Here is a 17243-nt window from a genome sequence, read left to right as displayed (position 1 = left end):
GATAAATGATAATGAGTGACTACAAATCCCCTCTGCGTATCGGTGTCGGTGGTCCGGTTGGCTCCGGTAAAACCGCACTGCTTGAAGTACTGTGTAAAGCGATCAGAGATGATTTCAGCATCGCGGTCGTCACCAACGATATCTATACCCAGGAGGATGCCCGCATCCTGACCCAGGCAGAAGCCTTGCCGGCAGATCGCATCGTGGGTGTTGAAACCGGAGGCTGTCCTCACACAGCGATTCGTGAAGATGCCTCAATGAATCTGGCAGCGGTCGAGGATCTGGCACGGCTTCACAAGGATCTGGATGTGGTGTTTGTAGAAAGTGGCGGCGATAACCTCAGCGCTACCTTCAGCCCGGAGTTGGCTGATCTGACCATCTATGTAATTGATGTGGCAGAAGGGGAGAAGATTCCGCGCAAAGGTGGCCCAGGCATCACGCGTTCAGATCTGCTGGTGATCAATAAAATTGATCTGGCACCCTACGTTGGTGCTGATCTGAGTGTGATGGAGTCGGATACCAAGCGGATGCGCCCCGGCAAGCCCTATGTGTTTACCAATCTCAAGACCGGTATCGGGCTGGATGTGATCATTGAGTTCATCATCAGGCAGGGGATGCTTGAAGCCAAGGTGGGGTGAATATCGGTTAACAATCGCCCGCATGTGTGTCTGATCTTTCAGTCACGCATGCAGGCAGTGTCTCAGTAAAGCAGTCTCAGTAAGAACAGTATCAGTAAGAACAGTATCAGCGAGGATTGCGCTCAGCCAGCGGCGCGGAGAAGGTGTACTCCATATCCCAAGGGAAACGGATCCAGGTATCCTGGCTTACTTCAGTCACAAAGGTGTCCACCAGAGGTTTACCGGCAGGCTTAGCGTAGATCGTGGCAAAATGCGCTTTGGGCAGCATCTCGCGGACATGCCGGGCAGTCTTGCCGGTATCAACCAGATCATCAATCAGCAGCATTCCTTCGCCATCACCTTCAATGCCCTTGAGGATGTTCAGCTCACCCTGGAGTAATGCTGTACCACTGTTTGCATCTGTTTCGTAGCTGGTGACACAGATAGTGTCGATCAGTCGGATGTCCATTTCACGGGCCAGGATGGCTGCAGGAACAAGCCCACCACGGGTGATTGCCACGATACCCTTCCAGGGGCCCATTTCGAGCAGGCGCCATGAGAGTGCACGTGCGTTACGGTGCAGTTCTTCCCAGGATACGGGGAAGTCCTTGCTGTATGGATTAACTGACATGAATGCTCTCCATGGGGGTATTTTATATAACGATAAGGGTACTAATCCCGTTAAAAACTAGCCCTGTTAAAAACCAGCCCTGTTAAAAAAAGTGGGCCATTCTAACCTGATGCCATCATTTTGTCAGTCAGAAAATCGATATCTGTGATGCCGCTCTGTATCAGGTTTCGGCATGTGATTCGGCAGCATAGAAACACCATGAGGACTTGCCCGATGCTTTGGCTTGATACATGGCGGCATCGCCTGCCATCAATAGTTTGTCCAGAGAGGCGCCGTGTTCCGGGTAGAGGGCAATGCCGATGCTGACACCGATTTCACAGATCTTACCCTGATATTCGATTGGTTCCTTGATAGCCTGAATAACCTTGTCGGCCACGACTGTTGCATCATCCTCTGTGGCGATATTTTCAAGCAGTATGACGAACTCATCACCTCCGATACGAACAACCGAGTCACTGCCTCGTATCTCGGAGCGGAATCGCTGTGCAACGATTTTCAACACTTCATCACCTGTAGTGTGGCCATACTGGTCATTAATGGGCTTGAATCCATCGAGGTCCATGTATAGCAGTGCCATGCGCTGGTTGTTGCGGCGTGCCTTGAGGTCGGCAACATTGAAGCGATCATAGAATTGAGTGCGGTTGGGCAGACCGGTCAGGCTATCGTGTTCGGCCATATGGCGGATCACATCCTCTGAGGCCTTGCGGGAGGTGATGTCGATCATGGTGCCGATCATCCCCATGACCTGGCCGTTGGCATCATGGTGCTCAGAAGCACGCACCACCACCCACAGAAAACTGCCATCAGCACAACCGATACGGAACTCCTGCAATGGTCGTGCGCCATTGCTTCTGTTGCTATCAATTAATGAAGTGTTTTGTTCATGCGCTCGTTCCCGATCATCCGGATCGAGGAGGTCTCTCCAGTCTATCCCCAAGCGACTGCTGACTGTATAGCCTGTGAGGTGCTCCCAGGCAGGATTCAGGTAGGTGATGCGTTGCTTATTGTTTGTCTGAAACACAACATCCTGGATATGTTCCGAGAGTTCGCGATAGAGCCGCTCTGACGATTCAAGGCGGTAGGTCTGGCGCCCGATATGCCAGACAAACAGGGTGCTGATCAATGCCAACAGGACGCCAGTGGCCTGAAGAAGCATCACCAGCCATAGATGTTTTCCAGTTGACTCAACGGAAGGTCTGGCTGCTATCTGCCATTCGCCATTGAGCACTCGTACCTGGCTGTAAATAGCATCCGGATCATTGAAGATGGTTGGGTCGCCATAGAAAATGGCGCCATCCTTGCCTGAGCCATCAACGCCTCTGAGGGCCACATCGAGCAGGTTGGCGGGACTCTCTATACCGGCAGAGTGTATCAGCCGTTCAAAGTCGATCGGGGTGCTCATTAATCCCCAGTAACGCTGACTCCCGTCGGGTTCATCGATGAGAACCGGTACACGGTGGATGACGCCCATACCGCCCTGCGCTAACTGATGGGGCCCGGCAAGCACCGGTAAGCCTGTCTCCATGAGCAGTCGTGTGGCAGCTCCTTGCTGTGGATGGTTGAGAATATCCAGCCCCAGAGCTGCTTCGTTCCCCTCCAGCGGATAGACATAGCGGATCACATTATCCGGGGCCAGAGTGATATTCCGTATTACCGTATCCTGCTGAAGGAGTTCTGCTGAAATCGCCTGGAACATGGCTTGCTCAATATCACCGGTGGTCGCAACAAAGGCTACCAGCCCTGCCGTCAGGTTGATGGCTCCATTGAATGCTCCTTCAAGTTGAGCACGCATCTCGGCCAGTTTTTCGACCTGGAGAGCACGCTCCTGTTTGAGCGCCTGATTGTCGTAAAGACCTGCCGTTATGAAAAAAAACATACCGACCACCAAACCGACAATCGGAGGTGATAAGGGTCTGATTATCCTTAGCAAAGTAAAACGCTTCATGCTGTGAGCATCCGTTGTACTGTCAAGTGCTGCTCCCTCGGCTTTCCATGAACTCAGTCATTTACGCTATTATATGCATAATAGACCCTTTAGTGTGAAAGGGGATTGGTTTTGATTTGAACAGAGTAACAGGTTAGGGTGTTACCTGAATCCGACAGTTTCACCTGATTAACGCTGAACACCATGTCGGAAAAATGAATAACGCGGGGAACCAGTTAATGTCAATTCATCTTGAGGCCGTTGATCACGTGGGTATGCAAACTACTCACGAAGAAGAGATGGCGCTTTTTGAAAAGATAAGTGCTTATATTCATGCAATTCGCAAAGGCTCAGAGTACGAGCAGGAGCTCGAAAAATTACTTATCACTTTGCTCGAACATGCTCAGATTCACTTTGCAGAGGAAGAGTTGATGATGCAGGAGATCGACTTTCCGTCCTACGAAGTGCATGCACAGGAGCATACTGAAGCCTTGGTCAGGCTGGAGGCGATCGTTGAAACCTGGCGTAAATACGAAAATCTGGACGTGCTGGAGCGTGGTCTGATGATCGATTATTACGATTGGTTGAAACATCATGTACTGACGATGGATATGCTGACAGCTCGTTTCATCAACATACATCAGATGCAGCAAGAAGCCTCCTGACTGATCATTAAACCAATCAGGCCTTGATAGTCAGATTTGGTTATAGACTATCAAGGCCGATTACGGCTGAGAGCTGGAGTAGATGGCGGGCCTATCGGCTCTGATCCAACAGCTCCTTCAGGCTGCCGACGGCACCCAATACGCTGGATGACTCATACGGCAGGAAGACGCGATCGCCATCTTTGGCGATCTCAGGCAGGGTTTTAAGGTACTCAAGACCCAGTAGATAACCGATAACCAGCTTTGGATCAAACTGTCCGCCACCTGCAGCCAGGATCTGGTCAATAGCCTGGCGTTCACCTTCAGCACGCAATATGGCAGCCAGTTTTTCACCTTCGGCAACCAGTACGTTTGATTCCTTCTCACCCTGCGCTCTGGCGATGGCAGCTTCACGCTCACCATTGGCCTGCAGTACCAGTGCACGACGCTCACGCTCAGCAGCCATCTGCTTACGCATTGCATCCTCCACTTCGCGGGGAATGGTAATGTCCTGGATCTCGACACGGGTAACCTTCACACCCCATTTGTTGCCTGCCTCATCCATGACGATCTGCAGCTTATCGTTGATCTCCTGACGTGACTCAAAGAGTTTATCCAGCTCCATCTTACCCATTTCGGAACGCAGAGAGGTCTTCGCCAGTATCTCAATCGCCTGTACCAGGTTTTCTGCCTGATACACGGCTCTTTCCGGATCGATCACCTGGAAATAGAGTGCTCCATTGACTGAGACACTGACATTATCTGCCGTGACCACTGACTGGCCCGGAAAGTCGAGAACTGTTTCACGACGGTCGATACGTGTGACTTCGCTGACGATGGCAACCGATTCGTTATTAATAATCTGGTATCCACGCATCTTGATTGAGCGTGGAAGATCTACAAAGGGAATGATCCAGTTAATACCGGGGGAGAGTGTCTTGTGGTAACTGCCGAGGCGCTCAATGACAATGGCTTCGGACTGCTGAATGATCTTCAGCCCTTTGATGACCAGTATCAGCACCATAATGGTGAAAATAACCGCAATGGCTATCATGATTTCCATGGTGATATCCTTAAATATGAGATGTTGATGGTAGGTACGCTCTCAGTCGATCAGTGCGGTGATACCGTCGAAGCGGATGATCTGAACCTTGTCCCCGACATGAAGCTCACGCGCAGACAAGCTTTTGACAGGGTAGCTGTCACCTTCAACACTGACGCGCAGGCTGCCCTGTGAGTTCAGAAAGAGCTTTCCCGACAGGGCGCGCTCTTCACCCGCCAGCGCACTGCGGCGTTGAGACGGAGATATTTTTGAGAAAAGAAATTTCAGCAGCGGTGCCAGCACGACAGCTGCTCCGGCAAAGACAAACAGTTGCGCGGAGACAGGCAGGCCAATAAGAGCTGCCAGCATGCCGAATAAAGCGGCAAGGCCTATGGCCATAGCATAAAAGCCGGTTCCGAGAAGTTCTACGATCATCAAAATGACGGCTGCTATGAGCCAGAAGTGCCAGGCATCCATGGTAATATCCCTATCATCTGGTGAAACAATCAGAATCCCTCCAGCCTTGTCGGCCCCAAGTCACATGTCACAACCATGAGAGATTGCTTCGATGCGTTCCCGGAGGATCAGTTAGAGTATAGCAGAGTGAAAGATATGCATAGCCTTTGCTTTCAGACTGAGCGTGACAGGCATATCGACACTCAGGTTCTGTCGCTCGACATAGTGATGCGGGACATAAAAACTGATCGGCAACTCCGGCGCATGCTGTGGCGTGATGCGAAGACTTGCATGAGGCCCAAGTCTGACCAGTTCGCTGATGGTACCGGCAACCGGATTCTCGCTGTCGCCGGGTACCGGACGATCCGGGCGCTGCAACAGAATACTCTGGGGCGGTGCCATCCAGCTTAAAGTGTCACCAGGATTGAAGGGCTCTTTTGATTGAACCTTCAATGAAATACCCGACCAGTCGAGCGTCAATAAATCATCATCACGACTGATGACTCTGGCGCTGAAGATATTCTGCATGCCAAGTAGTCGTGCCACTACGGGAGTTGCCGGGTGAGACATCAGCTCATCCGGGGTAGCGACCTGCAGTTGTTTGCCATGATGCAAAACACAGATCCGGTCAGCCAATTGCAGCGCTTCATCCAGGTCATGAGTGACCAGCAGCGTCGGAATATCAATTGATTGGCGTAGAACTACCAACTCACGTCTGAGCTTGATCCGCGTCACCTGATCCACCGCAGAAAAGGGTTCGTCCAGCAGTAGAAGGCGTGGACAGGGCGCGAGTGCCCGAGCCAGCGCTACACGCTGTCGCTGGCCACCCGAGAGTTGACGGGGGCGTCTATTCTCCAGACCGCTCAGGTTGACGCGTTGCAGCCATTGATCGGCCACCGGCGCACGGTTGGCAGCCGGAATTCGGCGCAACGCCAGCAGCAGGTTTTCGCGTGCGCTCAGATGCGGAAAGAGCGCATAGCTCTGGAATACCATCCCGACATGGCGTGTTTCCGGTTTAAGTGAAATACCCTGTGAAGAGTCAAACCAGCACTCACCATTGTTCAGAATACTGCCATCTACCTGCTGATAGAGGCCAGCCAGAGCCCTGAGCAGTGTTGTTTTTCCGCTCCCGGACGGACCGACCAAGGCAACCAGTTCACCGGGATGACATTGCAGATCTACATCCAGCGGGATCTCGCCTGTGCCGCGCAACCTGATGCGAAGTCCTGCTTTTGTCTGTATCTCTGTCATGATCTATCCGGTGTCAGGTTGTTTGTGATTCATGGATGTCTGTGGTTCAGGGATGCTTGTGATCAGTCTGGAAGCTTTTCCACTGCAACAGCAGCAGGCTGAAGAAAGCGATTCCCAGCAGCAGAAGTGCCATGTTACCGGCAGCATCCATATTGAATGCCTGAACCTGATCATAGATGGCAATCGACAGCGTTCGTGTCTCTCCTTCCAGGTTACCCCCAACCATCAGTACCACACCGAACTCTCCCAGTGTGTGCGTGAAGGTGAGCAGAAACGCACCGAGCAAACCGGGCCATACGAGGGGCAGTTCCACTTTCCACAAAGACTGCCAGGCATTCAGACCACACACGCGTGCGGCATCCCGTATCTCGGAGTCGATATTGGAAAAGGCATGCTGGACTGGCTGAATCGCAAAAGGCAGATTGGCAATCAGAGACGCCAGCAGCAGTCCCTCAAAACTGAATGCCAGAGAGCGATTGAACAACCAGTGCCAGAGGCTACCCAGTGGGGCATCGGGTGAAATGCTGAGCAAAAAGTAATACCCCAGCACTGTCGGCGGTAATACAAGCGGCAGAAAGATCAGGCTTTGAATGAAAGGGCGCGCCGGTATCTGTTTCCAGGCCAGTGCACGGCCCATGAAAATACCCAGTGGCAGCAGTAGTACACTGGTCCAGAATGCCAGCTTCAGCGAGATTTCAAGCGCTTTCCATTCCATTCAGGGGGATCCGAATCCGTGAGTTGACAGGATATCCAGTGCGGGTTGCTCCTGGATAAACTGATAAAAAGCCTTGGCGGCAGGGCCGGCATTATTCATCAACACCATACGCTGGCGCAGGAGTGTATGCTCTGTTTCCGGGATCAACCATGCCTGTCCCGGCAGGTCACGACTCTTAAGCAGAGGCCAGGCGACTATTCCTGTGCGAGCAGCACCTGACAGAGCAAACTGCACTGCCTGAGCGGCATTTTCACCCAATACCACTCTTCCACGCAAAGGTTCTTCAAGTGATAGTGTCTGCAACCAGCTCATGGCAGCAACACCATAAGGAGCATGGCTGGGGTTGGCAATGGAGAGCCGACTGCTCTTGTCTGTGTTATCCAGCCAGGCCCTTAAAGCCGATTCAGCATCAGTTGCATCAAGCGGATCCCGACTGAAAAAAGCGATACGACCCCGCGCATAGTCAGTGCCCTGATCCAGAGTCAGCCCCTCGTCGTAGAGCATCTCAATGTAATTGGCCTGGGCAGAGAAAAAAAGCTCAAAAGGTGCTCGTTGGCGCAGTTGAGAGGTGAAAACACCTGAAGAGCCATAGGTTACCTGTACTCTGTGTTCCGACTGTTGATGAAACAGTTCCTGAACCTCCTTCAGGGCCAGTTGCAGATCGGCAGCGGCAGCCACCCGAGCAGGCGACACTGATTCTGCAACAGAGGTAAATGACAGTGTCAGAGCTGTCAGGATAAGGAGCAGAGATGCGCACGCCCTTTTCAGAAGAGAGTTTTTCAGGATAGAGCGCTTAATTTTTTTGTATGTGCTCATCACGTAAATTCCTGGGCAGGTAGTGTGAATCTATGCATCTGAGGACTATAACGCAACACGCAATACCTGACTATAAAGTCAATAAAATATTAATGAGTACTACTTAGTTGGTAGCTGGTAGCTGGTAGTTGGTAGTTGGGGCTTGTTTTAATCTTGCCTGGAGAGTGCCCTGAGCAGGCATCGAGGCTTATTAGGGTGTCATTATTCAAGAGCATCTTCTATGCTTTCAAAACATGAATTGAGATCAGGGTGGATTTAAGGATGCAGAGTCTGGATACAAAAGTGCGCAAAATCATGTTGGTATTGCTGTTGGCACTGTTTGCCTTCGGTACTGTTCATGCGCAGGAGCAGGTTGTCGTTTCTTCGAAAATTGATACCGAGGGCGCCGTTCTCGGGCAGATCATCTATCAGGCGCTGGAGCGGGCAGATATTCCGGTTGAGGATAGAATTCAGTTGGGTGGTACCAGTATTGTCCGTGGTGCCCTGATTGCCGGTGAAATCAGTATCTACCCTGAGTATACCGGTAATGGTGCCTTCTTCTTTGACCGAGCCGATAGCCCGGTGTGGAAAAATGCGCAGGAAGGGTACGACCTGGTGAAAGAGCTGGATTTCGAGGCCAATCAGTTGGTCTGGCTGGAACCCGCGAATGCCAACAACACCTGGGCAATGAGTGTGCGCGGTGATCTTGCACGTGAACATGGTCTTGTCACACTGGATGATCTGGCTGCCTATCTGGCATCTGGTGGTGAATTCAAATTTGCAGGCAGTGCCGAGTTTGTCGAGTCTGCCAGTGCATTACCCGCTTTCCAGGAAGCCTATGGATTTACCCTTGAATCGGATCAACTGCTGATTCTGTCGGGTGGTAACACCGCCGCAACCATGCGTGCAGCGGCGCTGCAGACCAATGGAGTGAATGCGGCCATGACCTACGGCACAGACGGAGGCTTGCAGGCACTCGATCTGTTGGTACTGGAAGACACCCGTGGGGTGCAACCAGTTTATCAGCCGGCCCCGGTTATCAGGGCGGATGTGCTGGAGGCTTATCCTCAGATCAGCGATATTCTCAAGCCGATTTTCATGGCGCTGGATCTTGAAACCCTGCAGCGTCTGAATGGTGATGTTGCTGTGCAGGGGGCTGATGCGGCTCAGGTGGCAAGTGACTTTCTGGATAGCCTGAATCTCTGAGTTCAGTTTATCTGAAACTATGAGCTTCTGAATCTGCCGGGATTGCTGTACGTGAAATCGACCTTGCCCGTTAACCGGGTTTTATTGGTGCTGGTATTGCTGGCACTGGCATCCCTCTGGGGTCTGGATTACGCCAGTGTGCAGCCTAATCGTATTGTGCCCGGGGCCGGGCAGTCGCTGTTATCGGCGTTGGGCTGGCCCTGGGCGTCCGTTCTGACACTGCTCCTGGTTATCTGTGCCTTCACTCCTGCTCGGTCATCTTCCAGGGCTCTGTTGTATCAACTGATGATTGTAGCTCTTCTGCTGCTTCAGTTGCCTTTGAGTCTGGCCTGGTTTATCGAACAACATGTTGATCCGGCCTTGCCCTATGCCCGTGCCGGTATTGGTGCGGGTTTCTGGGTGCTGTTGTTCCTGCTTGGATTGATGCTGATCGAGATCAAACAACGGTTAAATCTACATGCAGGTTGGTCATTGTTAATCTGGTTACTGATGCTGCTGACCATCCTGGCTTGTGCATCCTGGCTGGAACCTCTGGCGCTGATGCGTGAGTATCAGACACGATCTCCGCAGTTTTCTCAGGCATTGCGCAGCCATCTGGCAATGGTTGGTGGGGCGGTCGGATTCAGTCTGGTGTCTGGTTTTATGTTGGCGCTGCTGCTCAATCGTTACCCCGTTGCACGAAAGAGCTGCTTTGGCGTACTCAGCTTTATCCAGACCATTCCGAGCCTGGCGCTGTTTGGCTTGCTGATCGCGCCGCTCAGTTATCTTTCCGCCAACTCACCTATGCTACAACAACTCAATGTGCGTGGTATCGGCTGGGCACCGGCACTGTTGGCACTGATTGCCTACAGCCTGCTGCCAATGGTGCGCAATACCTTTATCGCTTTGCATGAGGTCAGTGCCGATGTACTGGAGTCTGCGCGCGGTATGGGGATGAGCCCCATACAGGTGTTTATGCAGGTGCGCCTGCCTCTGGCGTTGCCGATCATCATTGAGGGGGTTCGGATCACTACCATTCAGGCGATAGGATTAACGGCAGTGGCCGCACTGATCGGAGCCGGTGGTTTTGGCACTTTTATTTTTCAGGGGTTGGGGCAGGCAGCAATGGATCTGATTTTGCTCGGCGCACTACCTATTATTGTGCTGGCGCTGCTGGCCGATGCGTTTTTCAGTGCAGTGGCTGCGCGTTTCAAGCAAGGAGTCAGAGAGTGATAGAGCTGATCAATGTCAGTAAGCGTTTCGGGGATGCCACCGCGGTGGATGATATTTCGCTGACCATCGAGTCGGGCGAATTCTGTGTGCTGGTGGGTACCTCAGGCTGTGGCAAGTCAACGACGCTACGTATGATCAATCGACTGCTGCCTCACTCGGATGGTCGCATCAGAATCGATGGCGAAGAGATCTATCAGATTGATGAGCAGAAACTGCGAAGACGCATCGGCTATGCGATTCAGAGTACTGGTTTGTTTCCGCACTGGAGTGTTGCACGCAATATCTCGGTGGTGCCGCGTTTGTTGGGTTGGCCTGTGGCGAAGATCGATGCCCGTATTCGCGAACTGCTGGCGTTGCTGGACCTGCCTTATGAGGAGTTTGCCGGCAAGTTTCCGAATCAGTTGTCGGGTGGTCAGGCGCAACGGGTCGGTGTTGCACGGGCGCTGGCAGGAGACCCGGATATCCTGCTGATGGATGAACCTTTTGGTGCGCTGGATCCGATCACACGTGAGAGCCTGCAGAATGAGTTGCTAAGGATACAGTCGCAGATCCATAAAACTATCGTATTCGTGACCCATGATATGGATGAAGCGCTGAAGCTGGCGACGCGTATAGTGGTGATGGATAAGGGAAAGATCGTGCAGCAGGACACTCCGCAGCAGCTGTTGCGACATCCTGCGAGTGAGTTTGTGGAAAGCCTGCTCGGAGGTCAGGAGCGAGGCTTGAAACAGGCGGGCTTGCTAAGAGCGGGTGATCTGATGCAGCTTACAGATGACATGAACTATAGTGATGGGCCATCGCTGCAGGCCACAGACAGTATCAGGGTAGCGTTGTCATTGATGCTGACACACCATTGTCGCAGCCTGCCGGTTCTGGATCAGCAGGGCATAAAGGTTGGGGTGCTGCATCTGGATCAGTTACTGGAGCCTGCCCCGTGAGTCTTGTTCGCAGAATCATGCATCAGGGTTTCATGCCGCTTTTCTGGCTGGCGCTGCTGCTGAGTGCAGCGCTTGGGTTACACCAGCTGGAAACGCTGTTTCACTGGATTCAGCCGGATACTCGCGCGGTGATCTACAGTCGTGACAGTTTTTTCAGCCTGTTGCTGAATCATCTGAGCATTGTCGGCATCGCAGCTCTGGTATCGATAGTGATCGGTGTCGGTGCAGCCATCGCCGTTTCCCGTCCTTGGGGTAGGGATTTCCTGCCACTGGTCAGCCAAGTGGCCTCCATCGGCCAAACCTTTCCGCCAGTGGCTGTATTGGCGCTGTCTGTACCTCTATTCGGTTTCGGTGCTGTGCCAACGATGTTTGCTCTGATTCTGTATGGCCTGCTGCCGATCGTGCGTAATACCCTGGCTGGGTTGCGAGGGATTGATCCATCTGTGCTGGAGGCAGCCAGAGGAGTTGGCATGTCATCTGTTCAGGTGCTGCTGCAGGTAGAGCTGCCACTGGCAATGAATGTAATTCTGGCGGGTATCAGAACCTCGGTGACAATCAATATTGCAACCGCGGCAATAGGCTCGACTATCGGTGCCAGCACCCTGGGTGATCCGGTGATCTCTGGTCTGGTCAATGGCAACACGGCTTATGTGCTGCAGGGAGCGATTCTGATCGGCCTGCTGGCGGTGACGGTTGATAGTTTGTTTGAGCGCTTGCAGAACAGCTTTTCAAGCAGTGTTTAAACATCCGCAGCATAAGCGGTTAAAGAACGAAAATGTACTGACTAAACTCTATTTGTTTGGTAAACGTACTGCATGTATCGAACCGCCATTGGTCGCAAAATAGATCACACCTTCCTTAAGCGATACTCGTCACTGATTCAGGTCACAAGATTTTCTTTACGCTTGCTAAATTTATAATTTAAACTAGTAAAAAATGAAAAAGAAATTATCATTCCATCTATTATATTCATGTAAAAACTAGTTGTAACTTCAAACGGAGTAAAGACTGCGAGACCTGAAATCGAAGTCAAAATACCCCAAATTACAGCAGCAAATATCAAAAGAACTCTAGCCCAATTTTGAAAAAAAACAAGACCAATATACGCGGCAATGTACAAAGCATATATAATCTGAAACAGTGCTGATATGTAATAATAATCAATTAACGAATTAGTCCCAATCCAAAAAAAAGCCATTTCTGGATAGTTTCCATAACCATAAAGATTCGATGATATAAATAAAACGATAATTGAAAATATCTGCAATGCTATCAGTGATTTAAATAATTTAATCATAAAATCCCTCCATAAAATCTAATAGTCTCAGTTTGGTAGAAACAGCTAGGATCTTGATCCAGTGGTAGTCTCATTTGGGGACCGTAATCATTGACATGACAAGCCTCAATGTTTGATTTTTGATAAAAACAAGTATATTTTTTTACGTCAACTTCACAATAGCCATCTTCTCTGCAAGAAACACCCTGTAAAGATTTTCTTAGCTCTTCAACTGAATTTTCTGGAAGTTGCTCAAGCCAAAAATGCAGTTCAGGATTTTTTGGACCACCTAGTATTTCTAACTGCATTTTGCGATATAAGCGACTTAATGTTTCTCTATTATATTTCCCTTTATTATTACGTTGAAATTCATTCCAAGGGTTTACTTTCTGCCGTCTTTGAACTGGCCTTGCCCTTGATAACCCTCGTGTATCAACATACATCAAAGGGCTATTTTCAACATATGCATAGCTATTCATCCCGCCTGCAAGACCAATAGGATCTTGAGTGATGTACCTGCCTTGCCTCGGATCATAATACCGATACCGGTTGTAACAGAGCCCAGTCTCTTCATCCAGCCATTGCCCCTGGAAGCGGATCGGTTGTTTCAGGTCCGGGACGGCGCGTTCGTCACGGACCGCACACCAGTCATCCGGCTTCGCGGTCCAGAGCAGGTGTCCGTCTGAGCCGAGCAGTTTCAACGGAGTGCCGAGGTGGTCGGTGACAAAAGCGCTGTAGTGGGTGTCGTATCCCGGTTCGGATGCGCTCTCCTGTGGTGTTTTGAGCATCCAGTGTTCATCAAACTCTTCGGAGCGTTTGGTTTCATCCACTCTGAACAGTGGGACAAAACTGCCGGGTTCGTAGAACACGGTGGTGCGTTGATCGCCGTTGTCTTCATGCACCAGTTGATCGCCGTCCCAGCCGTAGCGGATGCTGTGGCTTTGGCTGCGTTCGGGGATGATCTGTTTGCAGATGCGGCGCGACAGGGCATCGTAGATGTAATAGGTTTTCGTGGTGGGATAGCCAGGCCGTTGGCGTTCAACGCAGGAGAGGCGGTGCAGGCCATCATATTGCAGGGTTTGCAGATCCTGAGGCGCACGGCGCTCTATCAGGTTGCCGGCATCGTCGTAGCGGAACTGTGTATGACCCAGCTGCTCAAGGCGGTTGCTGTGACAGGCACTGGGGTCGGCATGGGCCCCGGACCCGACGCGGTTGCCTTCTTTATCCAATGTGTAGTGCTGTTCGGTGTTGCGGGTCGGATGTTGTGGACTGTAACATGAGCTGCCGATCAAGTGCCCACTGGGGTCGTATTGAAACGCCTGGGTCTGTTGTGTGATCAGCGGCTGACCGGACTCCAGTGGTGGCACGGACTGAGTGATGCCACTCAGGCGGTAGCGGGCATCGTACTGGTACTGATTGATCTGGATCGGATCGGAGCGATCCGACAGTGGCAGACGGCCACCGAGGTAGACATCGCGTTGTGCTGCTAACAGCCCCACCGGGCTGTAACGTCGCTCACGCTGTATCAGGGGTTGTGTCAGAGAGTTCGTCTGAGCGTCTGTCTTGGCCTTGATCTGGCGCTGCTGCTCGCGGTGCAATGCATCCGGCTCCAGTGTCATCTCCAGATTACCCAGACGCAGGGCCAGCAGATGTCCGCTGCCGTAGAGGAGGGCCCCCATGGCATGCTCACCCTGTTGCGAGATTCGGGGGATGCCCTGGGCGTTATATTCCGTTTCGTTACGCCACTCCCAGACCACCAGATCCGTGGTCAAGGGGGGCAGAAGCTGGTCATTGTGCTCGGGCGGATTAGCTTCGGCATATTGCAGGGCGAGATGCGCGTTCTTATGCCACTGCTGTTCAATCAGGCGTGCGCCGGTGGGATCGTAGGCCCACTCCACCCGGGCATAGATATTATCTGCCTGAATCATCCGACCGGCGGCATCATAGCGATACTGCTCCAGCAGCGTCGGTGACAGCTCGGTGGCGGGCAGTTCACGGGCCAGCAAGCGACCTACGCCGTCATAATACATCTGGGTCGTGTGCGTTTCAGCGTTGACCACTTCCTGCTGCTGGATCAGGTCGCCACATCGGTTATAGGTATAGCGACGTTCCCGACCATCAAAGCCGACCTCGCGAACCACCCGATCCATCACATCATATTCAAAGTGGTAGGATGCGCCCTGGGCATTGATGATCTCCGTCAACCGACCGGCGATATCGTAACGATACTGACGGGTATGGCCATTGGCATCGGTCTCGGCGATGACCTGGCCTTGGTCATCATAGCGCAGGGTCTGGTACACCCCCTTGGCATCGCTGGCCTGGGTCAGCAAGCCGTGCTCATTATAGGTGTACGTCAGTTGGGTGCGATCCGGTAGCGTGACACTGATGCGCTGGCCAACGGTGTTGTAGGCAAACTCCGTGATCTGCTTCAGTGGATCGGTGATGCGGATCAACTGACCCAGTGCGTTGTACGCATACTGGGTGGTCTGGCCGGAACAGTCGGTGATACTGGCAAGCTGACCGAGGGGCGTCCAGGTATAACTGTGGGTTGCGCCTTCAGGGTCGACCCGTTTCGTGGGACGATCGGGTAGTCCGGCGCAGCGGTACTCGAAGCGGGTGGTGTGTTCGTTGGCATCAATGATCGACGTCAGGTTGCCGCGTTCATCATAGGTATACTGGTGCACGGCATTATCGGGTGTGGTCACCTTGGTCAGACGGCCCAGCGGATCGCGTCGGTAGGTATAGATCTGCCCGGTGGGCAGGCGCAGGCTGCTCAGATGCCCCTGGCGGTCGTGACTAAAGGAGGTGACACCGCCCAGCGGATCGATCTCAGAGATGCGCTGACCATCGCCGTTGTAGTTGAAATGCAGCTCACTGCCATCGGCCCGGTGGTGGGCGTGCCAGCGCAGGTCGGGGCCGCTGCCGACGAAGGCATAGCGCTCTTCTCGTCCGAGGTTATCGGACACGCTTGTATGGGTCGGTTGATAGTCATAGGTGCGGGTCAGGCCGTCCACCTCTATCTGGCGCAGCACCTTGCCTTCGGGGGTGTTCTCGGACCATTCGTAGCGCATTGTCAGGCGTCCGGGGACGGTATAGCCGATCAGGATATGACTCTGCCATTGATACTGAATCACGATCCGGTTAGCCCGGTCATGTACGGCGATCAGATCACCGCTGGCGTTGTAGCTGAAGGTGACCAGCGTGCCGACCGCCTCATCGTCGCTGCTATCTACAACACCACCTGCAACATCACCTGCAACACCACCTGTCACATCACCGGCCACCTCTGTGGAGGCCTGCAGATGATCAGAGAGCAGACTGACCGAGGTCAGACGGACACCCGGATCGCCGTCTTGCAGCGCCGGTACCGACTGGTAGTGAAAATGATACCGGCGTCCGGCGCTGTCAATCACCTGTTGGATATTACCCGCAGCATCACGCTGATACTGGGTGCAGTAGCCCTGATGCGTGTACTCAGCAGCGAGTTGCCAGCTGTCAGGGACAGAGCCAGGCTTCAGCAGGTACACTCGCTGACCGGTGGAGACGAAGTAGTAGGTGTCATTCAGCGTATCGATCTCGTTCAGGCCCTGGAACGCAGGATGCTGCAGTGGGTGATCCTCGGGTGACCAGAGACCACCGCGGGCGAGCCAAAACTGTTCGGTATCGGAAAAGGCCATGCAGCCGGATTCAAGCGCGGTAAAGCGGATACGCCGCCCATGGGCATCCTGCAGGATCAGGGAGGGTTTCGGCTGTGCGGCGGAGTCGTCATCGGATGCTTCAGCCGTCGGATCAGATGCAGCAAGGGCATCAGGATCTTCAGGCTCGTTAGATTCGTCGGGCTCAGGCGGCTCCAGCGTCAACTTGAGATTGTTCCCCGTCACCGACCAGCCTTGCCCCAGAATCCCGACCTGTGCATTGTTGGACACATAACCGCGGCTGAAAACAAACGGAGCTGGTGCCGGCAGGGCAAAATCGGCCGTGGCGGGCAGGAGCTTAGCGCCGAGAATTGGATTGACCGGGTTGCCGCAGTTCGGGGAGCAAGGTGCAACTTTATCAGCTTCGCCTTCACGCGGTGCACCGACTGAGCCACCACCGATCAGTACTGTGCCCAGCCCCTCGATAATCACACCGCCGCAGGAGGTGCCATCCAACATGCGTGCCGCTGGTCGGCCATTGATGAATACGCTGGAGGAGCCGGTGGTGATCATCGCCGGAGGGGTACCACATGCCACCGTATCGCCCACCCGTGCTGCTGGCTGATTACCGATGAAGACATCAGGCGAGCCGCTGGTGATCGGCGTGCCTTTGCTGGTGGTGGACGAACAGACGTGTTTGTCGCCTAAGCGGGCGGCGGGCTTGCTCATGAAACGCTCCTTGTTGATAGCACCCATGCCGTATCCTGCATGAGCCTGCCAATGACCTGAATGACAGCGGCAGGACTATAGCGTGATTTGAATTGTTTGCCAACTCTCTACACTGCTGCGTGTTTTTAGTTGAATCGTATTAACGCTGGGTAAGTATTGCACTTACGAT

General features: G+C 52.9%; 15 protein-coding genes. 6 read left to right on the top strand and 9 right to left on the bottom strand.

Annotation, left to right across the window (positions count from 1 at the left end; all coding sequences use genetic code 11):
- Positions 1–11: 11 nt before the first annotated feature.
- A complete protein-coding gene (gene ureG / locus ACK3CJ_RS15465; RefSeq protein WP_409523109.1) occupies positions 12–638 on the top strand; it encodes an urease accessory protein UreG in 627 nt (208 codons plus the stop codon).
- A 106-nt stretch (positions 639–744) separates the two neighbouring features.
- On the opposite strand, the gene gpt is transcribed toward ureG, so the two are convergent.
- Together gpt and ACK3CJ_RS15455 are read right to left on the bottom strand one after the other, a co-directional pair.
- A complete protein-coding gene (gpt, locus tag ACK3CJ_RS15460) occupies positions 745–1248 on the bottom strand; it encodes a xanthine phosphoribosyltransferase (protein ID WP_409523108.1) in 504 nt (167 codons plus the stop codon).
- Between the two features lie 160 nt (positions 1249–1408).
- On the bottom strand, positions 1409–3124 hold the full coding sequence (locus ACK3CJ_RS15455; protein WP_409523107.1) for a sensor domain-containing diguanylate cyclase: 1716 nt from the start codon (positions 3122–3124) through the stop codon (positions 1409–1411).
- Between the two features lie 287 nt (positions 3125–3411).
- Here ACK3CJ_RS15455 and ACK3CJ_RS15450 point away from each other — a divergent pair, with 287 nt between their 5' ends.
- Entirely contained in the window at positions 3412–3837 is a 426-nt protein-coding gene (locus ACK3CJ_RS15450) for a bacteriohemerythrin (RefSeq protein ID WP_409523106.1), read from the top strand.
- Between the two features lie 91 nt (positions 3838–3928).
- Here ACK3CJ_RS15450 and ACK3CJ_RS15445 read toward each other — a convergent pair whose 3' ends face one another.
- The 5 genes from ACK3CJ_RS15445 to modA form a co-directional block, all read right to left on the bottom strand.
- Positions 3929–4879: an SPFH domain-containing protein gene (locus ACK3CJ_RS15445; RefSeq protein ID WP_409523105.1), complete on the bottom strand. Its 951-nt coding sequence runs from the start codon at positions 4877–4879 to the stop codon at positions 3929–3931.
- Positions 4880–4921: 42 nt separating this feature from the next.
- Positions 4922–5335: an NfeD family protein gene (locus ACK3CJ_RS15440; protein ID WP_409523104.1), complete on the bottom strand. Its 414-nt coding sequence runs from the start codon at positions 5333–5335 to the stop codon at positions 4922–4924.
- A gap of 111 nt (positions 5336–5446) precedes the next feature.
- Positions 5447–6565 (bottom strand): ABC transporter ATP-binding protein, encoded by a 1119-nt coding sequence (locus ACK3CJ_RS15435; RefSeq protein ID WP_409523103.1) that lies wholly within the window; start codon positions 6563–6565, stop codon positions 5447–5449.
- A 46-nt stretch (positions 6566–6611) separates the two neighbouring features.
- Positions 6612–7280 carry a molybdate ABC transporter permease subunit gene (gene modB / locus ACK3CJ_RS15430; RefSeq protein ID WP_409523102.1) on the bottom strand — a complete coding sequence of 223 codons (669 nt, stop codon included), beginning with the start codon at positions 7278–7280 and terminating at the stop codon, positions 6612–6614.
- Positions 7281–8096 carry a molybdate ABC transporter substrate-binding protein gene (modA, locus tag ACK3CJ_RS15425; protein WP_409523101.1) on the bottom strand — a complete coding sequence of 272 codons (816 nt, stop codon included), beginning with the start codon at positions 8094–8096 and terminating at the stop codon, positions 7281–7283.
- A 294-nt stretch (positions 8097–8390) separates the two neighbouring features.
- On the opposite strand from modA, the gene osmF reads away from it, so the two are divergent.
- The 4 genes from osmF to ACK3CJ_RS15405 are packed head-to-tail and all read left to right on the top strand — an operon-like array spanning position 8391 to position 12174.
- Positions 8391–9281 (top strand): glycine betaine ABC transporter substrate-binding protein OsmF, encoded by an 891-nt coding sequence (gene osmF, locus ACK3CJ_RS15420; RefSeq protein WP_409526601.1) that lies wholly within the window; start codon positions 8391–8393, stop codon positions 9279–9281.
- A 51-nt stretch (positions 9282–9332) separates the two neighbouring features.
- On the top strand, positions 9333–10493 hold the full coding sequence (locus ACK3CJ_RS15415; RefSeq protein WP_409523100.1) for an ABC transporter permease: 1161 nt from the start codon (positions 9333–9335) through the stop codon (positions 10491–10493).
- Complete coding sequence (locus ACK3CJ_RS15410) at positions 10490–11431, top strand: ABC transporter ATP-binding protein (protein WP_409523099.1); 942 nt, start codon at positions 10490–10492, stop codon at positions 11429–11431. The genes ACK3CJ_RS15415 and ACK3CJ_RS15410 overlap by 4 nt, the downstream gene beginning before the upstream one ends.
- 17 nt (positions 11432–11448) lie before the next feature.
- Positions 11449–12174: an ABC transporter permease gene (locus tag ACK3CJ_RS15405; RefSeq protein ID WP_409526600.1), complete on the top strand. Its 726-nt coding sequence runs from the start codon at positions 11449–11451 to the stop codon at positions 12172–12174.
- A gap of 137 nt (positions 12175–12311) precedes the next feature.
- Here the strand turns inward: ACK3CJ_RS15405 and ACK3CJ_RS15400 are convergent, their stop codons facing one another.
- Positions 12312–12728, bottom strand: coding sequence for a hypothetical protein (locus ACK3CJ_RS15400; RefSeq protein WP_409523098.1), 417 nt, complete (start codon positions 12726–12728; stop codon positions 12312–12314).
- The gene (locus ACK3CJ_RS15395; RefSeq protein WP_409523097.1) at positions 12725–17074 is read right to left on the bottom strand and encodes a PAAR domain-containing protein; all 4350 of its coding nucleotides are present in this window, start codon (positions 17072–17074) and stop codon (positions 12725–12727) included. The genes ACK3CJ_RS15400 and ACK3CJ_RS15395 overlap by 4 nt, the downstream gene beginning before the upstream one ends.
- Between the last annotated feature and the right edge of the window lie 169 nt (positions 17075–17243).

It is taken from the genome of Nitrincola salilacus, from assembly GCF_046271865.1.
Taxonomy (GTDB): Bacteria; Pseudomonadota; Gammaproteobacteria; order Pseudomonadales; family Balneatricaceae; genus Nitrincola; species Nitrincola salilacus.
Note: the sequence above shows the minus strand (reverse complement) of the source record. Positions and strands in the feature narration are given on the sequence as shown.